Annotated in this window: 19 protein-coding genes and 1 riboswitch; of the genes, 6 read left to right on the plus strand and 13 right to left on the minus strand. The window is 68.8% G+C overall.

Annotation, left to right across the window (positions count from 1 at the left end):
- Window positions 1–571: 571 nt before the first annotated feature.
- Genes ribH through ribD form a run of 5 tightly spaced genes read right to left on the minus strand, consistent with a single transcriptional unit; the run spans window position 572 to window position 4,605 of the window.
- Window positions 572–1,045, minus strand: a complete 474-nt coding sequence (ribH, locus tag AB0J62_RS00315) for a 6,7-dimethyl-8-ribityllumazine synthase (protein WP_363862235.1) — start codon at window positions 1,043–1,045, stop codon at window positions 572–574.
- Window positions 1,045–2,283, minus strand: coding sequence for a bifunctional 3,4-dihydroxy-2-butanone-4-phosphate synthase/GTP cyclohydrolase II (locus AB0J62_RS00320; RefSeq protein WP_363862239.1), 1,239 nt, complete (start codon window positions 2,281–2,283; stop codon window positions 1,045–1,047). The genes ribH and AB0J62_RS00320 overlap by 1 nt, the downstream gene beginning before the upstream one ends.
- Window position 2,284: 1 nt before the next feature.
- Entirely contained in the window at window positions 2,285–2,959 is a 675-nt protein-coding gene (pnuC, locus tag AB0J62_RS00325; protein WP_363862242.1) for a nicotinamide riboside transporter PnuC, read from the minus strand.
- Window positions 2,956–3,594: a riboflavin synthase gene (locus AB0J62_RS00330; RefSeq protein ID WP_363862245.1), complete on the minus strand. Its 639-nt coding sequence runs from the start codon at window positions 3,592–3,594 to the stop codon at window positions 2,956–2,958. Before AB0J62_RS00330 ends, pnuC begins: the two co-directional genes overlap by 4 nt.
- The gene (ribD, locus tag AB0J62_RS00335; protein ID WP_363862248.1) at window positions 3,595–4,605 is read right to left on the minus strand and encodes a bifunctional diaminohydroxyphosphoribosylaminopyrimidine deaminase/5-amino-6-(5-phosphoribosylamino)uracil reductase RibD; all 1,011 of its coding nucleotides are present in this window, start codon (window positions 4,603–4,605) and stop codon (window positions 3,595–3,597) included.
- A 156-nt stretch (window positions 4,606–4,761) separates the two neighbouring features.
- A riboswitch (FMN riboswitch) is annotated at window positions 4,762–4,895 on the minus strand.
- A 238-nt stretch (window positions 4,896–5,133) separates the two neighbouring features.
- On the opposite strand from ribD, the gene AB0J62_RS00340 reads away from it, so the two are divergent.
- The 4 genes from AB0J62_RS00340 to AB0J62_RS00355 all read left to right on the plus strand — a co-directional run bounded on the left by AB0J62_RS00340 (window position 5,134) and on the right by AB0J62_RS00355 (window position 7,872).
- A complete protein-coding gene (locus tag AB0J62_RS00340) occupies window positions 5,134–5,316 on the plus strand; it encodes a hypothetical protein (RefSeq protein ID WP_363862251.1) in 183 nt (60 codons plus the stop codon).
- A 144-nt stretch (window positions 5,317–5,460) separates the two neighbouring features.
- Complete coding sequence (locus AB0J62_RS00345; protein WP_363862254.1) at window positions 5,461–6,120, plus strand: DNA-binding protein; 660 nt, start codon at window positions 5,461–5,463, stop codon at window positions 6,118–6,120.
- A gap of 329 nt (window positions 6,121–6,449) precedes the next feature.
- Window positions 6,450–7,010 (plus strand): polysaccharide deacetylase family protein, encoded by a 561-nt coding sequence (locus AB0J62_RS00350; protein ID WP_363862257.1) that lies wholly within the window; start codon window positions 6,450–6,452, stop codon window positions 7,008–7,010.
- 115 nt (window positions 7,011–7,125) lie between these two features.
- Window positions 7,126–7,872 (plus strand): polysaccharide deacetylase family protein, encoded by a 747-nt coding sequence (locus tag AB0J62_RS00355; protein WP_363862260.1) that lies wholly within the window; start codon window positions 7,126–7,128, stop codon window positions 7,870–7,872.
- Window positions 7,873–7,886: 14 nt separating this feature from the next.
- Here the strand turns inward: AB0J62_RS00355 and AB0J62_RS00360 are convergent, their stop codons facing one another.
- Window positions 7,887–8,639 (minus strand): HAD-IIA family hydrolase, encoded by a 753-nt coding sequence (locus AB0J62_RS00360; RefSeq protein WP_363865123.1) that lies wholly within the window; start codon window positions 8,637–8,639, stop codon window positions 7,887–7,889.
- A 95-nt stretch (window positions 8,640–8,734) separates the two neighbouring features.
- On the opposite strand from AB0J62_RS00360, the gene AB0J62_RS00365 reads away from it, so the two are divergent.
- Window positions 8,735–10,018: an MFS transporter gene (locus AB0J62_RS00365; protein WP_363862263.1), complete on the plus strand. Its 1,284-nt coding sequence runs from the start codon at window positions 8,735–8,737 to the stop codon at window positions 10,016–10,018.
- Here AB0J62_RS00365 and rpe read toward each other — a convergent pair.
- The 7 genes from rpe to AB0J62_RS00400 form a co-directional block, all read right to left on the minus strand.
- Window positions 9,983–10,648 (minus strand): ribulose-phosphate 3-epimerase, encoded by a 666-nt coding sequence (gene rpe, locus AB0J62_RS00370; RefSeq protein WP_363862266.1) that lies wholly within the window; start codon window positions 10,646–10,648, stop codon window positions 9,983–9,985. The genes AB0J62_RS00365 and rpe overlap by 36 nt on opposite strands.
- Before the next feature lie 116 nt (window positions 10,649–10,764).
- Window positions 10,765–11,511, minus strand: coding sequence for a cobalt-precorrin-6A reductase (locus AB0J62_RS00375; RefSeq protein ID WP_363862269.1), 747 nt, complete (start codon window positions 11,509–11,511; stop codon window positions 10,765–10,767).
- The gene (gene cobM, locus AB0J62_RS00380) at window positions 11,508–12,248 is read right to left on the minus strand and encodes a precorrin-4 C(11)-methyltransferase (protein WP_363862272.1); all 741 of its coding nucleotides are present in this window, start codon (window positions 12,246–12,248) and stop codon (window positions 11,508–11,510) included. The genes AB0J62_RS00375 and cobM overlap by 4 nt, the downstream gene beginning before the upstream one ends.
- Window positions 12,245–13,426 carry a precorrin-6y C5,15-methyltransferase (decarboxylating) subunit CbiE gene (gene cbiE / locus AB0J62_RS00385; protein WP_363862275.1) on the minus strand — a complete coding sequence of 394 codons (1,182 nt, stop codon included), beginning with the start codon at window positions 13,424–13,426 and terminating at the stop codon, window positions 12,245–12,247. Before cbiE ends, cobM begins: the two co-directional genes overlap by 4 nt.
- Complete coding sequence (locus AB0J62_RS00390) at window positions 13,419–13,796, minus strand: PPOX class F420-dependent oxidoreductase (RefSeq protein ID WP_363862278.1); 378 nt, start codon at window positions 13,794–13,796, stop codon at window positions 13,419–13,421. Before AB0J62_RS00390 ends, cbiE begins: the two co-directional genes overlap by 8 nt.
- 106 nt (window positions 13,797–13,902) lie before the next feature.
- Window positions 13,903–15,501, minus strand: a complete 1,599-nt coding sequence (locus AB0J62_RS00395; RefSeq protein WP_363862281.1) for an ABC transporter permease — start codon at window positions 15,499–15,501, stop codon at window positions 13,903–13,905.
- The gene (locus AB0J62_RS00400; protein WP_363862284.1) at window positions 15,498–16,412 is read right to left on the minus strand and encodes an ABC transporter ATP-binding protein; all 915 of its coding nucleotides are present in this window, start codon (window positions 16,410–16,412) and stop codon (window positions 15,498–15,500) included. Before AB0J62_RS00400 ends, AB0J62_RS00395 begins: the two co-directional genes overlap by 4 nt.
- A gap of 91 nt (window positions 16,413–16,503) precedes the next feature.
- Here AB0J62_RS00400 and AB0J62_RS00405 point away from each other — a divergent pair, with 91 nt between their 5' ends.
- Entirely contained in the window at window positions 16,504–17,004 is a 501-nt protein-coding gene (locus AB0J62_RS00405) for a MarR family transcriptional regulator (RefSeq protein WP_363862286.1), read from the plus strand.
- Window positions 17,005–17,013: the final 9 nt, after the last annotated feature.

Raw genomic sequence — 17,013 nt, forward strand, 5'->3', positions numbered from 1 at the left:
CCGGCTACCGCCGGTGCATCCTTTCCGGCTTAGCGCCGGGGGTGCCCGGCTACCGCCGGGTGCGCCCGGCTGCCGCCGGGGAGTGCCGGCTTAGCGCCGGGAGTTGCGGGCTGCCGCCCGCAGGTCGCTCGCTGGCGCTCGCGGGTGACTGCCACGTGGCGGCGAGTGCCTGCGGTCGAGGTGGATCGGCTGACGAGCTGGTCTGGGAGTCCAGGCTGGTCCGGGTGCACGTGGACGGATGAGGGACGTCGTAGCCACGGGCGAGTGACTTCCCGACGCTGCTGTCGATGGGACGGCGACGCGGCGCGTGGGTGATTGGCAGGTGGCGATCACGTGGCCCGCCTGCCGTATGCGCTGCTGTCACCGCCAGCGGCAGCTGGCAGATCTACCGGCGATAAGCCGGGGGGGCGGGTGGGAGCGGGCGTAGCCGTTGCGTCGGAGGAGCGCAGCGACGACAAAGCAACTGCGTAGCACGCGTGGGTCGAACCACCTCTCTCCGATCACCACCCCCCACTCACCCACGGGCGCCGACCAAGCAGTCACCCGCGGGCGCCGGCCCGCGCGTGGGGGCTTATCCCAGCTGCCTGACGGCGGCGAGAGTCGACAGGGCGGCTTGGGTTGCCTCGTAGCCCTTGTCTTCTCGGCTGTCGGGTAGCCCGGCTCGGTCGAGTGCCTGGGGGTCGTTGTCGCAGGTGAGGACGCCGAAGCCGACGGGGACGCCGGTGGTGACGCCGACCTGCATGAGGCCCTCGGTGGCTGCCTGGCAGACGTACTCGAAGTGGGGGGTGTCGCCGCGAATCACTACGCCGAGCGCGACCACTGCGTCGTACCCGGACTTTGCCGCATGCAACGAAGCCACAGGAAGTTCGAAGGAACCGGGCACGCGGATGACCGTGTAGTCACTCACCCCGGAGTCCTCCAATGCCCGCACTGCCCCGGCCAACAGACCGTCGGTGACCTTCGGGTGCCACTGGGCCGCGACGATGGCGACGCGGGCGCCGTCTACCCGCGGGGCTTCGATGGTTGGTGCTCCACTGCCCGACATCAGCCGGCTCCGTTCTCTTCCGTGAGTACGCCGCCCGGCAGGTGATGCCCCATCCGGTCGCGCTTGGTTCGCAGGTACCGCAGGTTGTGCTCGGTCGGGTCGATCGAGATGCCGCGACGCTCGACCACGTCGATGCCGTAGCCCTGGACCCCCGCGAGCTTGTCGGGATTGTTGGTGAGCAGCCGAACGGAGGTCACGCCCAGATCAGCCAGGATCTGCGCCCCGGTGCCGTAATCGCGAGCATCCGCGGGCAGCCCGAGGTCCAGGTTCGCGTCGACCGTGTCCCGGCCGGCGTCCTGCAGTTCGTACGCCTGCAGCTTGTGCAGGAGCCCGATCCCGCGCCCCTCATGACCGCGCAGGTACACCACCACACCGCCCTCGGCAGCGACCTGTCGCATCGCCTCGTCCAACTGCGGCCCGCAGTCACACCGCAGCGACCCGAAGACGTCCCCGGTCAGACACTCCGAGTGCAGCCGCACCAGAGTCGGACCATCACCGATCGGGCCGCGCACCAACGCCAGCTGCTCCGACCCGTCCACCGTGTTCCGGTAGCCGTGGGCAACGAAATCGCCGTACTGCGTGGGCAGCGTGGTCGTCGCCACCCGCTGGATCTGAGACTCCGTACGACGCCGGTACCGGATCAGGTCGTCGATCGAGACCAGCACCAGCCCGTGCTCGTCGGCGAACGCCCGCAGTTCCGCGCCGCGCTTCATCGTCCCGTCGTCGTTCACCATCTCCGAGATGACCGCAGCCGGCGTCAGCCCAGCCAGCCGCGCCAGGTCGATCGACGCCTCGGTGTGACCGGGCCGCACGAGTACGCCGCCCTCCCGGCCGCGCAACGGGAACACATGCCCCGGCTGGACCAGGTCGTACGACTCCGAGGCCGAATCCGTCAGTACCCGGATCGTCCGGGCCCGGTCAGCTGCCGAGATGCCGGTGCTGATCCCGTCCCGCGCGTCGACCGAGATCGTGTACGCCGTCCGCATCCGCTCGCGGTTGTGCGGCGTCATCAACGGGATCCCGAGCCGATCGAGCTCCGAGCCCTCCATCGGCACGCACACCACGCCGGAGCTGTAGCGGATCAGGAACGCCAGCAACTCCGGCGTCGCCTTGGACGCGGCGAAGATCAGGTCGCCCTCGTTCTCGCGATCCTCGTCGTCGACCACGATCACCGGTCGCCCGGCGCGGATCTCGTCGATCGCATGCTCGATCGTGTCGAGTTTCAAGACGTTACCCATCTCAGCCCACCACCACTGGTTCCGGCGGAGCTACCCGCTCCCGGTTCTGGATCTTCCACCACGACGCGAACCCGATCACGCAGAACAGTCCGTACACCACGTACATCGTTGCCGACGGGTAGAACTTCGCCTGCACCAGCAGCGGTACGCCGACCACGTCGACCGCGACCCAGATCAGCCAGAACTCGACGAACCCGCGGGCCATCCCGTACGTCGCCAGGATCGAACCGGTCAGGATCCACGCGTCCCACTGCGGGCCCCACGAGCCGAGCTCACGCAGTACGAAGTACGAGATCGCGTACAGCACGATCGCGAGCCCGAGCAGCTCGACCCGCTCGCGCGTGGTCGCCCAGCGCGGCTGCACGCCCTTCGCGGCACCCTGGTGACGGGTCTGGTACCAGCGGTACCACCCGTACAGACTGATCAGCGCGAAGAACACCTGCCGGCCTGCTTGCCCCCAGAGATCCTTGTCCTGCGGGGTGTCGAAGATCCCGCCGACGAAGACCGTGAACAGCAGCACATTGCCGACGATGCCGACCGGCCACGCCGCGACCAGCCGGCGCATGCCGAACAGCGCGCTGGCCAGACCGAACACGTTGCCGACGATCTCCCGGACGAGCACCGGCGAGCCGGCGATCGTCACCTGGGAGTGCAACAGCCAGTCGATCGGGTTCACTTGTTGCCTCCAGCAATTAGTCTCTCGACGTACTTCGCGATCACGTCGACCTCGAGGTTGACCGTGTCGCCGACCTTGTTCCGCCCGAGAACGGTCAGCTCGAGCGTGGTCGGGATCAGGCTGATCCCGAACGTCCCGGACGCGTCGTCGACATCGGTCACGGTCAGCGAGACCCCGTCGACCGCGATCGAACCCTTCTCGGCGATGTACTTGAGGATCTGCGGCGTCGTCGCGATCCGGACGTCCTCCCAGTGCTCCCCCGGCGTGCGGCTCGCGATGGTGCCGGTGCCGTCGACATGACCCTGGACGATGTGGCCGCCCAGCCGCGCGTGTGCGGTGACGGCACGCTCCAGGTTGACCGACGAGCCCTTCTCGAGGCCGCCGAGGCTGGTGCGCTGCAACGTCTCGCGCATCACGTCCGCGGTGAACACACCGTCGCCGTACTCGACCACCGTCAGGCAACAGCCGTTGACCGCGATCGAGTCGCCGTGGCCGGCGTCCTCGGTCACCTTCGGCCCGCGGATCGTCAGCCTGGCTGAGTTGAATTCCTTCCCCACCCCACCGCCCCGGTCGCCGCCGTCGAGCAGGTCCAGGGACTCGACCGTGCCGAGTTCTTCGATGATGCCGGTGAACATCTACTTTCCTCCCAGAGGAACCAGGGTCAGCCGGACGTCGTCACCCAGTCGGCTGACGTCCGCTAGCTTGAACCGCCGAAGGTGGTCGATCGATTCCGCGCCGAGATCGCCGACCGCGGCGAACCCGGAACCGAGCACGGCCGGAGCGACGTACGCGATGATCTGGTCGACCAGACCGGCGCGCACGAAGGCGGCGGCCAGCGTCGGGCCGCCCTCGAGCCACAGGTGCCGGATCTGCCGGTCGTCAAGCTGCCGGAGTACCTCGGCGGGATCATGCGTCGGCAGCAGCAACGTTTCCGCGCGGTCGTTGCGGACCCGCGCGGTCGGCGGGATCTCGCGGTCGCCGACAACGACACGCAGCGGTTGCCGCGCCGCCGGTACGTCGTTCTCGTCGCGGACCGTGAGTTCGGGGTCGTCGTCCAGCACGGTCTGGGTGCCGACGGCAATCGCGTCACACTCGGCCCGATGCCGGTGTACGTCGGCGCGCGCGATCGGGCCGGTGATCCACTTGCTCGTCCGGTCCGGGGCCGCGGAGCGTCCGTCGAGCGTGGTCGCGAACTTCCACGTAACGAACGGGCGACCCGTCCGGACGCTGTGCAGCCAGACGTAGTTGACCGCCTCGGCCTCGTCCCGCAGTACGCCTTCGACGACCTGGATGCTCTTGCTTGCCAGCTTGTCGGCGCCGCCGGCCGCAGTACGGTTCGGGTCCGGTACGGCGTACACGACGCGCGCGATCCCGGCCTCGATCAGGGCGTCCGCGCAGGGGCCGGTCCGGCCGGTGTGGTTGCAGGGCTCGAGCGTGACGTACGCCGTACCGCCACGGGCTCGCGCTCCAGCCATTCGGAGCGCCTCGACCTCGGCATGCGGGCCGCCGGCAACGGCGTGGAAGCCCTCGCCGACGGGATGTCCGTCGGGGCCGGTGACGACACAGCCGACCACCGGGTTCGGATGGGTGCTGCCGACACCTTTCGCGGCCAGTTCGACCGCACGCCGCATCCACGCGACATCCATCGGCGAAGCGTTGCTCACTGCTCTTCGGTCCCTCGTCGTCACGGACGCGCTACCGGGGTCTCGTGACGACCGGCGACCACGCTCCGCCACCCGGGCTTCGCCGTGCGCCGCCAAACTCGCGCACGTCCCGACCGGACGTCAGAGCACACCCGCCGACCGCGTGCGCCTCCCATCCGGACTTTCACCGTCGGTCCCGGAATTCCACCAGGTCAACCAACTGCCGAACTGCAGCAGCCGGGTCGCGGACTATCACCGCCGGCTCGGAATTACACCGACCCCGGAGCACGCGAGTGGGTTCACTCGTGGTTCAAGTATGCCCCTCCCCACAACCCACACCACGACCCAGGTCACATCGTGGTCCTGCTTGTACCGCCGGCCCGGCCCGATCCGCCGGCCAAGCACCAGGACGCTCACGGGAGCCGGCGCACCGGCAGTTGCGGGAGCGGGCGAGGAGGCAGGAGCTCCACCCACCACCGGCGCCGCGACCGACCGCCGCCCGTCAGTGACGCCGCTCGCTGGCTCCCCGCCTTGGAGTGGGTGGCGGCGACGGTCGGCGGGTTGCCGGGCTCGGGGACGTCCCGGCCGGGGCGCTGGGTGTCGGACGGTTGGTGGGCGAGCGAGCCGGCGGAGGCCCAGCTCGGAGTGCTGGGTGCGGGCGGCGAGTGGTGGGCGTCCCGGGCCGGCTGGGGTCCAGTTCGGGTGCTGGCGTAGGCGAGGGTTGGTGCAGTTCACTGCCGCAAACCCGATCCGTTTGCGATTGCAAATATCAAGGCGATTCGGGCTGGGCAATGCCGTTCGCGAGTGTGAAGATGTTTGCAATCGCGATGCGATATGGCCGGTGGAAGGGGCAGATCGATGGACCAGACGGCGCACAACATGCAGCAGCAGATCGAGCTGTATGGCGAGCCGCTCGGGGAGACTGTGCGGCGCGTGTTGGCTCCGCTCGGGCTGACTCAAGGCGGGCTCGCGCAGGTGATCGGGCTGTCAGCGCCGATGCTGTCCCAGTTGGTGAGCGCCCAGCGGGTCAAGATCGGCAACCCGGCGGTGATGTCACGGCTGCGCGCCGCCTCAGAGCTTGCCGACCTGGTGATCACGCATGAGATCCAGGAGTTTGACATTCCGGACGCGGTGGACCGGATCCGGGCGACGAACGGCGCGCTCACCACCTCCGGACCGACCACGCAGTTGCCGGCTCAAGGCGGCACACCGCCGTACGCGACACCGCCAGGGCTCGGAGCTCAGCCGCCAGGTGTCGCCGGCGCGAATGTTGCGTCCGGCACGCAATCCGCCTGGCCCACCGCGGCCGCGATGCCACCCAACGACGGCGCCGTCCCGGCCCGGACCATCGTGCGAGCGATCCAGGACCTACTGCGCGAGGTCGCGTCGACCGACGAGGTCCAGCGAGCAGCCGCCGCCATAGCTCCGGAGTCGCCGGCCCTGGCCGAGTTACTCCTGGCCTACGGCACCGGCAGGACCGCGGACGCCGTGGCCCACTACGAACAACACCACGGCTGAGCAGGTGGTGGTGGTCGAGTCCGGCGTACCGGAGCAGGTGTTCACAGACGCGGACTCGCCACGGCGCGACGTCACAGGTGCTGTAAAAGGCCGGCCCTGGCGCAAATGGTTGCCGAGGGCCACTATGGAGACGGGCCCGGCAGCCGGGTCGACCATGGCTGGGGGATGGTTATGGTGAGAGATCCTCGGTTGATGATCTCGACGGCGCTCACCGTCGGGCTGACAGCGATGCTGGGCCTGACGGTGAGCACCGAGCCACCACCCGCCGCGACCGCGGCCGCACAAGTCACAGCGACAAGGCAGCCGGCCACGCAGGTAGCGAAGCCGAAGTGGGTCTATCTGACCTTCGACGACGGACCGAGCGCGCGCTATATACCGCGCAGATCCTGAAGATCCTTCAGGCCTACCACGTGCGGGCGACGTTCTTCGAGCTCGGCCAGAACGTCAAGCGGTACCCGGCCGTCACCCGGCGGGCCGACCAGCTCGGCCACAGCGTGCAGAACCACTCCTGGTCGCACCCGAACCTCACCAAGGTCAACTGGGCCACGTTCAAATATCAGGTCCGCACGACCGACCGTTACCTCCGGGCACAGACCGGTTACACCCCGCGGTGCCTGCGACCGCCGTACGGCGCGACGAACCGGGTGGTCGCGCAACGAGCTGCGATGCTCGGCAAGAAACTCACGCTGTGGACCGTCGACCCGGCCGATTGGAGCCGACCCGGTACGTCGATGATCGTGCGTCGGGTCCTGACGAAAGTGCGGAGCGGATCCGTGGTCCTGATGCACGACGGCGGCGGCAATCGGAGTCAGACCGTCGCCGCGCTCCCGAAGATCCTGAAGGTGCTCAAAGCGCGGGGATACCTCTTCTACCCGTTGTGGTGTCACTGACAGGCGTCCGCTATTCGTTACTCGTTGACGCGGCAGCGGCGTGGGCGCTGGCTTTCGGCGGGATCCTGCCCAGGGTGGACGGGAGGAGTGAGCCACCCACCGCCCTGGGGGACGCATGGATGTCCGCTTGACGCGCGCCGGGAACCGAATGATCGGTCTGGCGATGATGATGCTGGTGAGCGCGGTGATCGGCACGGTCGTGGTCGCGGCCGCGAAGTCACCCGCCAAACCAGCCACGCCCGAACCGCCTGCCGCGGCGCCGGCCGCCGCCAGGGCCACGCCGACCACGACTCCGCTACCTACCAAGTACGTCGTCCTGACGTTCGACGACGGCCCCGACGTCGAGTACACCCCGAAGGTGCTCGAGATCCTCGCGAAGTACGACGCGAAGGCGACGTTCTTCGAGGTCGGGCAGAACGTCCAGAAGCATCCCGAGTTGACCAAGCTCGTCCACGCCGCCGGCCACAGCGTGGAGAACCACACCTGGACACACGCTGATCTGCGGAAACTGAGCGCGACCGCATTCCGGCAGCAGATCATGTCGACGGACCAGGCGATCCGCGCACAGATCGGAAGTACGCCGGGCTGCCTCCGACCGCCGTACGGCGCGGTGAACGCGGCCGTCCAGCAACGGGCAAAGGCGCTGGGCAAGGATCTCGTCGTGTGGACTGTCGACTCGCGCGACTGGACCAAGCCAGGCACGACGGCCATCGTCCAGCGGGTGATCAAGAACGTCCGCAGCGGCTCGGTGATCCTGATGCACGACGGCGGCGGTAACCGCAGTCAGACCATCGCCGCGCTGCCGATCATCCTCAAGACCCTCAAGGCGCAGGGGTACGGCTTCCGCACCCTGACCTGCTAGCCCGACTCAGGGCCCTAGGCCAGGGCGCTCACCAGCGGTACGACGTCGGCGATCGACTCGACGATGCGGGTCGGGCGGTACGGGAACCGCTCGACCTCGTGCTCGCCGGTCGAACCGGACAGCACGAGCACGCTGCGCAGGCCCGCCTCGAGACCGCTGATGATGTCGGTGTCCATTCTGTCGCCGATCATGACGCTGGTTTCGGAGTGCGCCTCGATCCGGTTCAGCGCGCTGCGCATCATCAGCGGGTTCGGCTTGCCGACGAAGTACGGCTCGACACCGGTCGCCCGGGTGATCAGCGCGGCCACGGAGCCGGTCGCGGGCAGCGGGCCCTCCTGCGACGGGCCGGTCGGGTCCGGGTTGGTCGCGAGGAATCGCGCGCCGCCGGTGATCAGCCGGATCGCCTTGGTGATGGCTTCGAACGAGTACGTCCGGGTCTCGCCGAGGACGACGTAGTCGGGGTCGCGGTCGGTCAGCACGTACCCGATCTCGTGCAGCGCGGTCGTCAGGCCCGCCTCGCCGATCACGTACGCCGTGCCGCCCGGACGCTGGTCGTCCAGGAACTGGGCGGTGGCGAGCGCGCTGGTCCAGATCGCCGTCTCCGGGATGTCGATGCCCGCGGCAAGCAGGCGGGCATGGAGGTCGCGCGGCGTGAAGATCGAGTTGTTGGTGAGGACGAGGAACTTCTTCCCGGACGTCTGCAGCGCGGCGATGAACTCACCGGCTCCGGGGATCGCGCGCTCCTCGTGCACCAGCACGCCGTCCATGTCCGTCAGCCAGCTCTCGACCGGTTTGTGCTCGCTCACCGGCTCATCGTAGTGGCCGGACGGAAACTGTCGGTGGAGGCGGCAAGAATGCGGGCATGGAGTTGTCCGGGTACCGAGAGTTGTGGCGAGCACACGGCGTGGTGTCGCTGCTGGTGGCTTCGCTGCTCGCGCGGCTGCCGATGCTCGCGACGATGGTGCCGATCGCCTTCCTCGCTAAGGACGCCAGTGGCTCGTTCCGCTGGGCCGGTGTGGTGGCTGGGGCGTACTCGATCGGCACGGCGGTCGCCGGGCCGGTCTGGTCGCGGGCCGCGGATCGGCGCGGGCCTCGGGGCGTGTTGTTGGTGACCGGGATCGCGTGGAGTGTCGCGCTGCTCGCGATCGCCTTGTTGCCGGCCGGGTTGCATCGATTGCTGCCTGCGTTGGCGGTGGTCGCGGGTGCGCTGGTGCCGCCGGTGATGCAGACGTTGCGGGCGGCCTGGCCTCGGGTCGTGCAAGGCCCGGCGCTGCGGACGGCGTACTCCGTGGATGCGACGGCGCAGGAGTTGCTGTTCATGGTCGGGCCGATGCTCGGCGCGACTGCTGTGAGCGTGGCCAGTCCACGACTCGGCGTGCTCCTCGCGGCGGCCATGTCAGCGGTCTTCATCTGGTGGTATGCGCTTCGACAACCCAAGCCGGTCCCGCACGATCACCACACCAAGGTGACTGCGCGGCAGTTGCTCTGGCATCGGCACAGGTTGCCGTTGATCCTCGCGTTCGGCCTCTGGGTGACCTCGTTCAACGGGATCTCGCTGGGGATCGTCGCGTTTGCGGACGAGCACGGTCAACGGCTGATCGCCGGGATCTTCGAGGCCGTCTGGGCGTTCGGCAGCCTGGTCGGCGGCGCTGTCGCGGGTGCATTGCCCGGTCGGCGTACGTCGTACCTGTGGCGGCGGGCTGCTCTGGTGGCGGCGGGGATGCTGCTGTGCGTGTTCGCGACCTGGTCGTCGGTGTCGTTGGGGATCGCGTTGTTTGTGTCGGGGCTGACGTTGGCGCCGGCGATCGGCGCGCTGTATGAGCGGCTTGGTGCGTTGACGCCGGATGTGGCGCGGACCGAGGTGTTCGGCTGGATGGGCAGCGCGGCGATGGGCGGCGCGGCGATCGGGGCCGCTGTGTCGGGTGCGGTGATCGACGGGTTCGGCGTGCTGTACGTGTGGCTGCTGGCCGCCGTACTTGCCGGCGCGTCGGTGGTGTTGCTGCTGCGAGTGCCGCCGGGGCAGGCGGAGGAGTTGGAGCCGGAATCGCCGGCGCGGCAACGCTCGGAGGCGGGGTCAGAGGCCGAGTCGACGGCGCTGGTAGGGCCGGAGCTACCGGCCGGTGGATTGCTCCGCGAGGGTGCGTAGGTTGTCGACCATCACGTTGGGGTCGTCCGCCGCGTAGACGGCCGAGCCGGCCACGAACACGTCGGCACCGGCTTCGGCGCACCGCTCGATGGTGTCGGCCGAGACACCGCCGTCGATCTCGATCCACAGGTCCAGGCCGTGCTTGTCCAGCAGCTGGCGGGTGCGGCGAATCTTGGGCAGGCAGATGTCCAGGAACTTCTGGCCACCGAAGCCGGGCTCGACGGTCATGATCAGGATCATGTCGAGCTCGGGCAGCAGGTCCTCGTAGGGCTCGATCGGTGTCGCCGGCCTGAGCGCCATCGCGGCCCGCGCTCCCTTGGACCGGATCTCCCGCGCCGTCCGGATCGGCGCCCGGCAGGCCTCGATGTGGAACGTGACGCTCGCAGCGCCCGCCTCGACGTACCCGGGCGCCCAGCGGTCCGGGTCCTCGATCATCAGGTGACAGTCGAGCGGCAGATCGGTCGCCTTCGCCAGCGACTCGACGATCGGCATCCCGAGCGTCAGATTCGGCACGAAGTGGTTGTCCATCACGTCGACATGCAGCCAGTCCGCGTTCGACACCGCAGCGGCCTCGTCGGCCAGGTGGGCAAAATCGGCGGTCAGGATGCTGGGCGCGATCTGAATCCCCATGGGCGTCAATCTACCGAGACTCGACCCGGCTGCCGCAAGGTGGGCCGCACGACCCCTTGAACGGCGGCTGCACGGCGCACCCAACCGCGCACCCAACGGCGCACCCAACGGCCCACTCAACGGCCCACTGAACGGCCCATTGAAACGGCCCACTGAACGGCCTGGTCGACGGACTCGACGGTCGTGAGGTCGGTGGGAAGCGGTGGGCGGCGGATCACGACGACCGGGAGATGGAGCTCACGGGCGGCGTCGAGTTTGGCCGAGGTAGCCGGGCCGCCGCTGTCCTTGGTGACCACGACGTCGATGCGGTGCTCGCGGAGGAGAGCCAGCTCGTCAGCGAGGGTGAACGGACCGCGCGCGAGGATCAGCGTGCACCAGGTCGGGCGGGGTTCGGGCGGGTCGACGCAGCGGGCGAGCGTCCACAGGCCGGTGGTCGCGAAGGCGTCGAGACCTTGCCGTCCGATCGTGAGAAAGACGCGCTTGATCCTGAGATCCGGAAGCAGCTCGGCCGCGGCGGCCGCGGAGTCGGCCCAGTGCCAGTTGTCGCCAGGAGCAGGAGTCCAGCCCGGACGGCGAAGAACGACCAGCGGTACGCCGGTCTCGCGGCTCGCGGCGTCTGCGTGCGCAGTCATCGTCGCGGCGAACGGATGCGTAGCGTCGATCATCGCGTCGACCCGATGCTCGCGAAGCCAGTCCGCAAGCCCGTCGGCCCCGCCGAACCCACCCGTCCGGACCTCACCGACAGGCAGCCGCGCTTCAGTCGTGCGTCCGGCCAGCGACGAGACGACATCGAGACCCTCGGCGGTTAGCAGCTCGGCAAGGGTCCGCGCTTCACCAGTCCCGCCGAGGAGCAGGACCTTCATCGCGCCCGGTCTGCCGAGTAGAGATGGCTGTCGCGGAAGGTCGTTGCTGAGAGCACCTTTCCGGCGATGATGACGGCAGTACGACGAATGTTCGCGGACTTCACCTGGCCGGCAATATCGGCGAGGGTTCCGCGGAGGACCAGTTCGTCATCGCGGGACGCGCGGGCGACGACGGCTACCGGGCATTCGGGGCCGTAGTTCGGGATGAGTTCGTCGACCACCCGGTCGATCTGTTGGACCGCGAGATGGACGACGAGGGTCGCCCGGCTGGCACCGAGGCTCGGAAGGTCTTCGCCGGCGGGCATGGCGCTCGCGCTGCCGCCGATACGCGTCAGGATGACGGTTTGGCCGACCTCGGGGACGGTCAGCTCACGGGCGAGGGTTGCTGCCGCGGCGGCGTAGGCCGGCACGCCGGGCGTGACGTCGTACGGGATGTCCAGGATGTCGAGGCGGCGCATCTGTTCGGCCATTGCGCTGAAGACCGAGGGGTCGCCGGAGTGGAGGCGGGCGACGTCCTGGCCGGCGGTGTGGGCGGTGGCGAGTTCGGCGATGATCTCGTCGAGGGTCAGGTTCGCGGTGTCGATCTTGCGGGCGCCGGGTGGGCAGTGGTCCAGGAGCTCGACGGGGACGAGCGCGCCGGCGTACAAGCAGACCGGCGACGCCGCGATCAGGTCGCGCCCGCGCACGGTGATGAGATCGGCAGCACCCGGACCGGCCCCGATGAAGTGAACGGTCACTTCACCACGCTCCAGATCGTAACCGGCATGGCCGGGCGCCAGCCGGTCATGGTTCCCACGGCGGAGGCGCGTTGCACGGTGAGGCGGACCAGGTCGCCGCCGTAGGTCTTGTACCAGTCGGCGATGAGGGACTCGGTTTCGAGCGTGACACCATTTGTCACCAGGCGGCCGCCGGGTTTGAGGGCACTCCAGCAGGCGTCGAACATGCCGGCCGCGGTCGCTCCCCCGCCGATGAAGATCGCATCCGGCGCCTCGAGCCCGTCGAGGGCCGCGGGTGCGGCGCCTTCGACGACGGTGACTGCCGCACCCAGTGCGGCGGCATTGCGTTCCAGTCGCTTGGCCCGATCGGGGTCGCGTTCGATGGCGATCGCCCGGCAGGACTGGTGATGACGGGACCATTCGATCGCGATGCTGCCGGCGCCGCCACCGATGTCCCAGAGAAGTTGCCCGGGTACGGGTGCGAGTCGTGACAGCGCGACCGCGCGTACTTCGCGCTTGGTGAGCTGACCGTCGTTCTCGTAGGCGTCGTCGGGCAGGCCGGGTGCGGTCGAGAGGACGGGGCCTTCGCAGTCGACGGCGATCACGTTGAGGGCGTCGACGTCCTCAGACCACTCGGAGGCGCGCGATCGGCGTACGCGCTCGGTCGGTCCGCCGAGCTGTTCGAGGACGGTGAACTCGCTGGAGCCGTAGCCGCGGGCAACCAAGAGTTGGGCGACCTCGGCCGGAGTCTGCGCGCCTCGGCTGAGGATGAGCAGCTGCCGTCCGGGCTGGAGGTGCGGGTGGACGCGCTCGACCGGCTGATTGACCAGGCTCACCACCTGCACCTGATCCTGCGGCCAGCCAAGTCGCGCGCAAGCCAGCGAGACGCTCGACGGATGCGGGATGACCCGTACGGCGTCCGCGCCGAGCAGCCGCACCAGCGTCGTGCCGATGCCGTGGAACGTCGGATCGCCGCTTGCCAGCACACAGATCCGTTGCCCGGCGTACTGCGAAAGCAACCCGGGAAGCGCCTCGGACAGGGGCGAAGGCCAGGCAACGTGCAAGCCCTCCGGGACGAGGGCCAGTTGGCGGGTGCTGCCCATGACGACGTCGGCTGACTCGACGGCGGCGCGGGCCGCGGGTGACAAGCCTTGCCAGCCATCGGCACCGATGCCTACGACCGTGATCGGGTCAGGCATTGCCGAGAACCTTGGTGATCGTGATCTCGATGACCACGCGTTGCGGGTTCACCCGCGGTTCCTTGTAGCGCTTGGCGTAGCGGCGCTCGGCATCACGTACACGCTCCGGGTCGTCGCTCACGACAGCCCGCCCCTCCAGCGTGCTCCAGCGCCGCCCGTCCACCTGCGTCACCGCAACCGCAGCCTCCCCCAGCCGCCGGATCGCGCGCGCCTTGTACGACGTACCCGAGCAGATAACCCGCACGAGCCCCGCCTCGACGTCCAGCGTCGCCCCCACAGGCGTCGCGTGCACGCTCCCGTCCGCGCGAACGGTACTCAGCACACACAGATGCCGCTCAGCCCAGAACTCAGCCAGTCGCTCACTCAACACCCAGCGATCGTAGACAAGACGGCCCGCCCGGTGAGGTGCCGGGCGGGCCGTGGTGCGCTGGACCCCTCAGACCAGCGCGCTCTGTGTCAGCTGACGTCAGGTGACGTCAGCCGATGTCGCGGCGGCGGAAGGTGGCGAAGCCGGCCAGGGTGAGGGCGGCGGCGATCGCGGTCAGCCAGATGATCGGGGTGACGGAGAAGTCGCCGCCGGGCAGGCGTGGGGTGTGGCCGTACGGGCTGAGGTTGATCAGCCATTGCGGCAGGTTGAAGATCTCGCCGAACTGGCCGATCAGCAGGAAGACGCCGTACAGCGCCCAGCCGCCGGTGACGAGCTTCGGGGCGAAGCCGAACAGTACGACGACCAGCGCGGTTACCAGCCAGATCGCCGGCAGTTGTACGGCGGCCGCGGCGAGCATTCGCGGCACCTGGCGACCCATGTTGCCGAGCGACGCACCACTCGAGATCCCCGAGCCGAGTCCGGCGACCAGGATCAGTACGCCGGTCCCGAGCAGTGCCATCAGCACGTGGCTGCCGAGCCAGCGCGATCGGGTGACGTCGGTGGCCAACAGCGGCTCGGCGCGCAGCGCAGTCTCCTCAGAGCGGAGCCGGAGCGCCGCCTGGATGCCGAACGCCGACGCGAGCAGACCCATGACGCCCATCTCCGTCGCCAGGAACGCGTCGGTGATGCCCTCCACACCGCCGAGCTTCTGCACCATCTCCTTCGCGCTGTCACTGGTGACGAACCCGTCGACGTTGCTGGCGATGTTGCCCACCAGCAGGCCCAACAACAGGAACGCGAATCCCCAGGCATACAAGGAGCCTCGGTGCAGCCGCCAGGCGAGTGCGAGCGGCGACCGAAGTGACGCGGCTGCCCGCGGCGGACCGGGACGTGGTCGAACCAGTCCGGCTCCGAGGTCGCGCCGCCGGATCAGTGCGGTCGCAGCAGCGATCAGCACGATCAGGAACACCAGCGGGATCAGCAGTACGACGAACCGGTCACCGGCGTACGCACGGACCTGCTGCGACCACCCGATCGGGGACAGCCACGACACCCACTGGGTACTACCGTCCGCCGACGAATCACCGATCGCCCGCAGCACGTACGCGACGCCGAGAACGACCGCAGTCAGACCGTTCGCGGCCCGGGCGCTCTCGGTGACCTGTGCGGTCACAGCGCCCACACCGGCGAACGCCAGCCCGGCACCGGCCCACATCAGCCCGAACGCGAACGAGCCCTTTGAGTCCAGCCCGCTCCCCATCAAAGCGAGTGCAGTGAGCAGACCGAGGACGATGACAGTGCCTGCGGAGACGATCAGCGCTGCGGTCAAAGCGGCGTACCGGCCGAGCACTCCGGCGCTGAGCAACTCCAGTCGGCCGCTCTCCTCCTCGGTGCGGGTGTGCCGTACGACGAGCATGCCGGCGAGCAGTCCGACCAGCAGCGCACCGAATGCGGTGAGCTTGAACAGCGAGACCTCCCCGAGAGAGGACTCGTCGAAGATCCGTCCGTACAGCGACACCAGCGCGGGCGACGCGTTCGACGTACGCGCGGCCTGGACCAGCGCGTTCTGGTCGGAGTACAGGTCGATCGACGCCTTGGCCGACCCGGCCGCCGAGATGACGAACACGACGATCCAGATCGGGATCAGCAGCCGGTCCCGGCGCAGCGCCAGCCGCACCAGCGTCCCGGTGCCGACGAAGTCGTTCATCGCACGGCCGCCTCAGGCTCGGCCGGCACGTCGTCCTCGTAGTGGCGCAGGAACAGCTCCTCCAGCGTCGGAGGTTGCGCGACGAGACTCTTGATCCCGCTCGCGGACAACTGCCTCATCACCGCGTCGAGCTGTGCGGTGTCGACCTCGCACCGCACACGGTTGCCCTCGACATCCAGGTCGTGGACGCCGGGCAACTGCGCGAGCCCGTTCGGCGATCCGGCCAGCTCGGCGTGGATCGACGTACGCGTGAGGTGGCGGAGGTCGGACAGCGTGCCGGTCTCGACCACCTTGCCGCGGCGGATGATGCTGACCCGGTCGCACAGGGCCTCGACCTCGGACAGGATGTGGCTCGACAGCAGCACGGTGCGGTCCTCGCGCTTGTCCTCCTCGATGACCTGCCGGAACACCTCCTCCATCAGCGGATCCAGGCCGGAGGTCGGCTCGTCCAGGATCAGCAGCTCGACATTCGACGCGAGCGCCGCGACCAGCGCGACCTTCTGCCGGTTGCCCTTGGAGTAGGTCCGGCCCTTCTTGGTCGGGTCGAGATCGAACCGGCGCAGCAGGTCGTCGCGCTTCTTCTCGTCCAGCCCGCCGCGGAGCCGGCCGAGCAGGTCGATCACCTCACCACCGGTCAGGTTCGGCCACAGGTTGACGTCGCCGGGGACATACGCGAGCCGCCGGTGCAGCGTGGCGGCGTCGTGCCAGGGGTCGCCACCGAGCAGCGAGACATCACCGGCGTCACCCCGCAACAGGCCGAGCAGGACGCGGATGGTGGTGGACTTCCCGGCGCCGTTCGGGCCGAGGAATCCGTGCACCTCACCGGTCGCGACCTCCAGGTCGAGACCATCGAGCGCGTGCGTACTTCCGTACGACTTGTGCAGTCCGGAGACCACGATGGCTGATGTCATGATTCATAACGTACACTGCGTTCAGAAGGTTGTGAATCTTCCTAACGGCTTCCTGACAGCTTCCTGACAGCTCAGAAGGGATGATGGGGCGGTGAGTGCAGATCGAGACGACGACGCCGTCAAGCGGTACACTGAGCAGTTCGGCAACCTGCTCGCCGAGACAGGCTGGCCGCGGATGGCGGCCCGGGTGTTCGCCGCCATCCTGTCCAGCGTGTCCGGCCGGATGACTGCCGCCGAGCTGTCGGACCAACTGCAGGCCAGTCCCGCCGCGGTCTCCGGCGCGGTCAACTACCTGCTGCAGCTGCGCCTGGCCACCCGCGAGCGTGAGCCCGGCACTCGCCGCGATGTGTACGTCGTCCAGGACGACGCCTGGTACCAGACGATGATGAGCGAGGACGCCTCCCTCGCACGCTGGTCGGAGTCGCTCCGCAAGGTCCTCGACGCCTCCGGCGAGGGCTCCGACGCCCACCGCCGCATCCGCATCTCACTCGGCTTCATCGACTTCATCGGCGAGGAAGTCAAGGGCCTCAGCGAACGCTGGATCAAACGCAAAGCCGAACTGGACGCGGAAATCGACGCCGAGCTCGCATAATCTCCGGCG

Origin of the sequence: Kribbella sp. NPDC049584 (genome assembly GCF_040675555.1) — a bacterium.
Taxonomy (GTDB): Bacteria; Actinomycetota; Actinomycetes; order Propionibacteriales; family Kribbellaceae; genus Kribbella.

What these genes read in the sequence shown, in the direction of transcription:
- AB0J62_RS00355 (WP_363862260.1), top strand. Translation starts at nt 7,126, where the DNA reads ATGGATGTCCGCTTGACGCGCGCCGGGAACCGAATGATCGGTCTGGCG.
- AB0J62_RS00320 (WP_363862239.1), bottom strand. Translation starts at nt 2,283, where the DNA reads ATGGGTAACGTCTTGAAACTCGACACGATCGAGCATGCGATCGACGAG.
- AB0J62_RS00400 (WP_363862284.1), bottom strand. Translation starts at nt 16,412, where the DNA reads ATGACATCAGCCATCGTGGTCTCCGGACTGCACAAGTCGTACGGAAGT.
- AB0J62_RS00360 (WP_363865123.1), bottom strand. Translation starts at nt 8,639, where the DNA reads ATGGACGGCGTGCTGGTGCACGAGGAGCGCGCGATCCCCGGAGCCGGT.
- ribD (WP_363862248.1), bottom strand. Translation starts at nt 4,605, where the DNA reads ATGGATGTCGCGTGGATGCGGCGTGCGGTCGAACTGGCCGCGAAAGGT.
- AB0J62_RS00365 (WP_363862263.1), top strand. Translation starts at nt 8,735, where the DNA reads ATGGAGTTGTCCGGGTACCGAGAGTTGTGGCGAGCACACGGCGTGGTG.
- AB0J62_RS00345 (WP_363862254.1), top strand. Translation starts at nt 5,461, where the DNA reads ATGGACCAGACGGCGCACAACATGCAGCAGCAGATCGAGCTGTATGGC.
- cbiE (WP_363862275.1), bottom strand. Translation starts at nt 13,426, where the DNA reads ATGCCTGACCCGATCACGGTCGTAGGCATCGGTGCCGATGGCTGGCAA.
- AB0J62_RS00395 (WP_363862281.1), bottom strand. Translation starts at nt 15,501, where the DNA reads ATGAACGACTTCGTCGGCACCGGGACGCTGGTGCGGCTGGCGCTGCGC.
- AB0J62_RS00330 (WP_363862245.1), bottom strand. Translation starts at nt 3,594, where the DNA reads ATGTTCACCGGCATCATCGAAGAACTCGGCACGGTCGAGTCCCTGGAC.
- ribH (WP_363862235.1), bottom strand. Translation starts at nt 1,045, where the DNA reads ATGTCGGGCAGTGGAGCACCAACCATCGAAGCCCCGCGGGTAGACGGC.
- rpe (WP_363862266.1), bottom strand. Translation starts at nt 10,648, where the DNA reads ATGGGGATTCAGATCGCGCCCAGCATCCTGACCGCCGATTTTGCCCAC.
- AB0J62_RS00375 (WP_363862269.1), bottom strand. Translation starts at nt 11,511, where the DNA reads ATGAAGGTCCTGCTCCTCGGCGGGACTGGTGAAGCGCGGACCCTTGCC.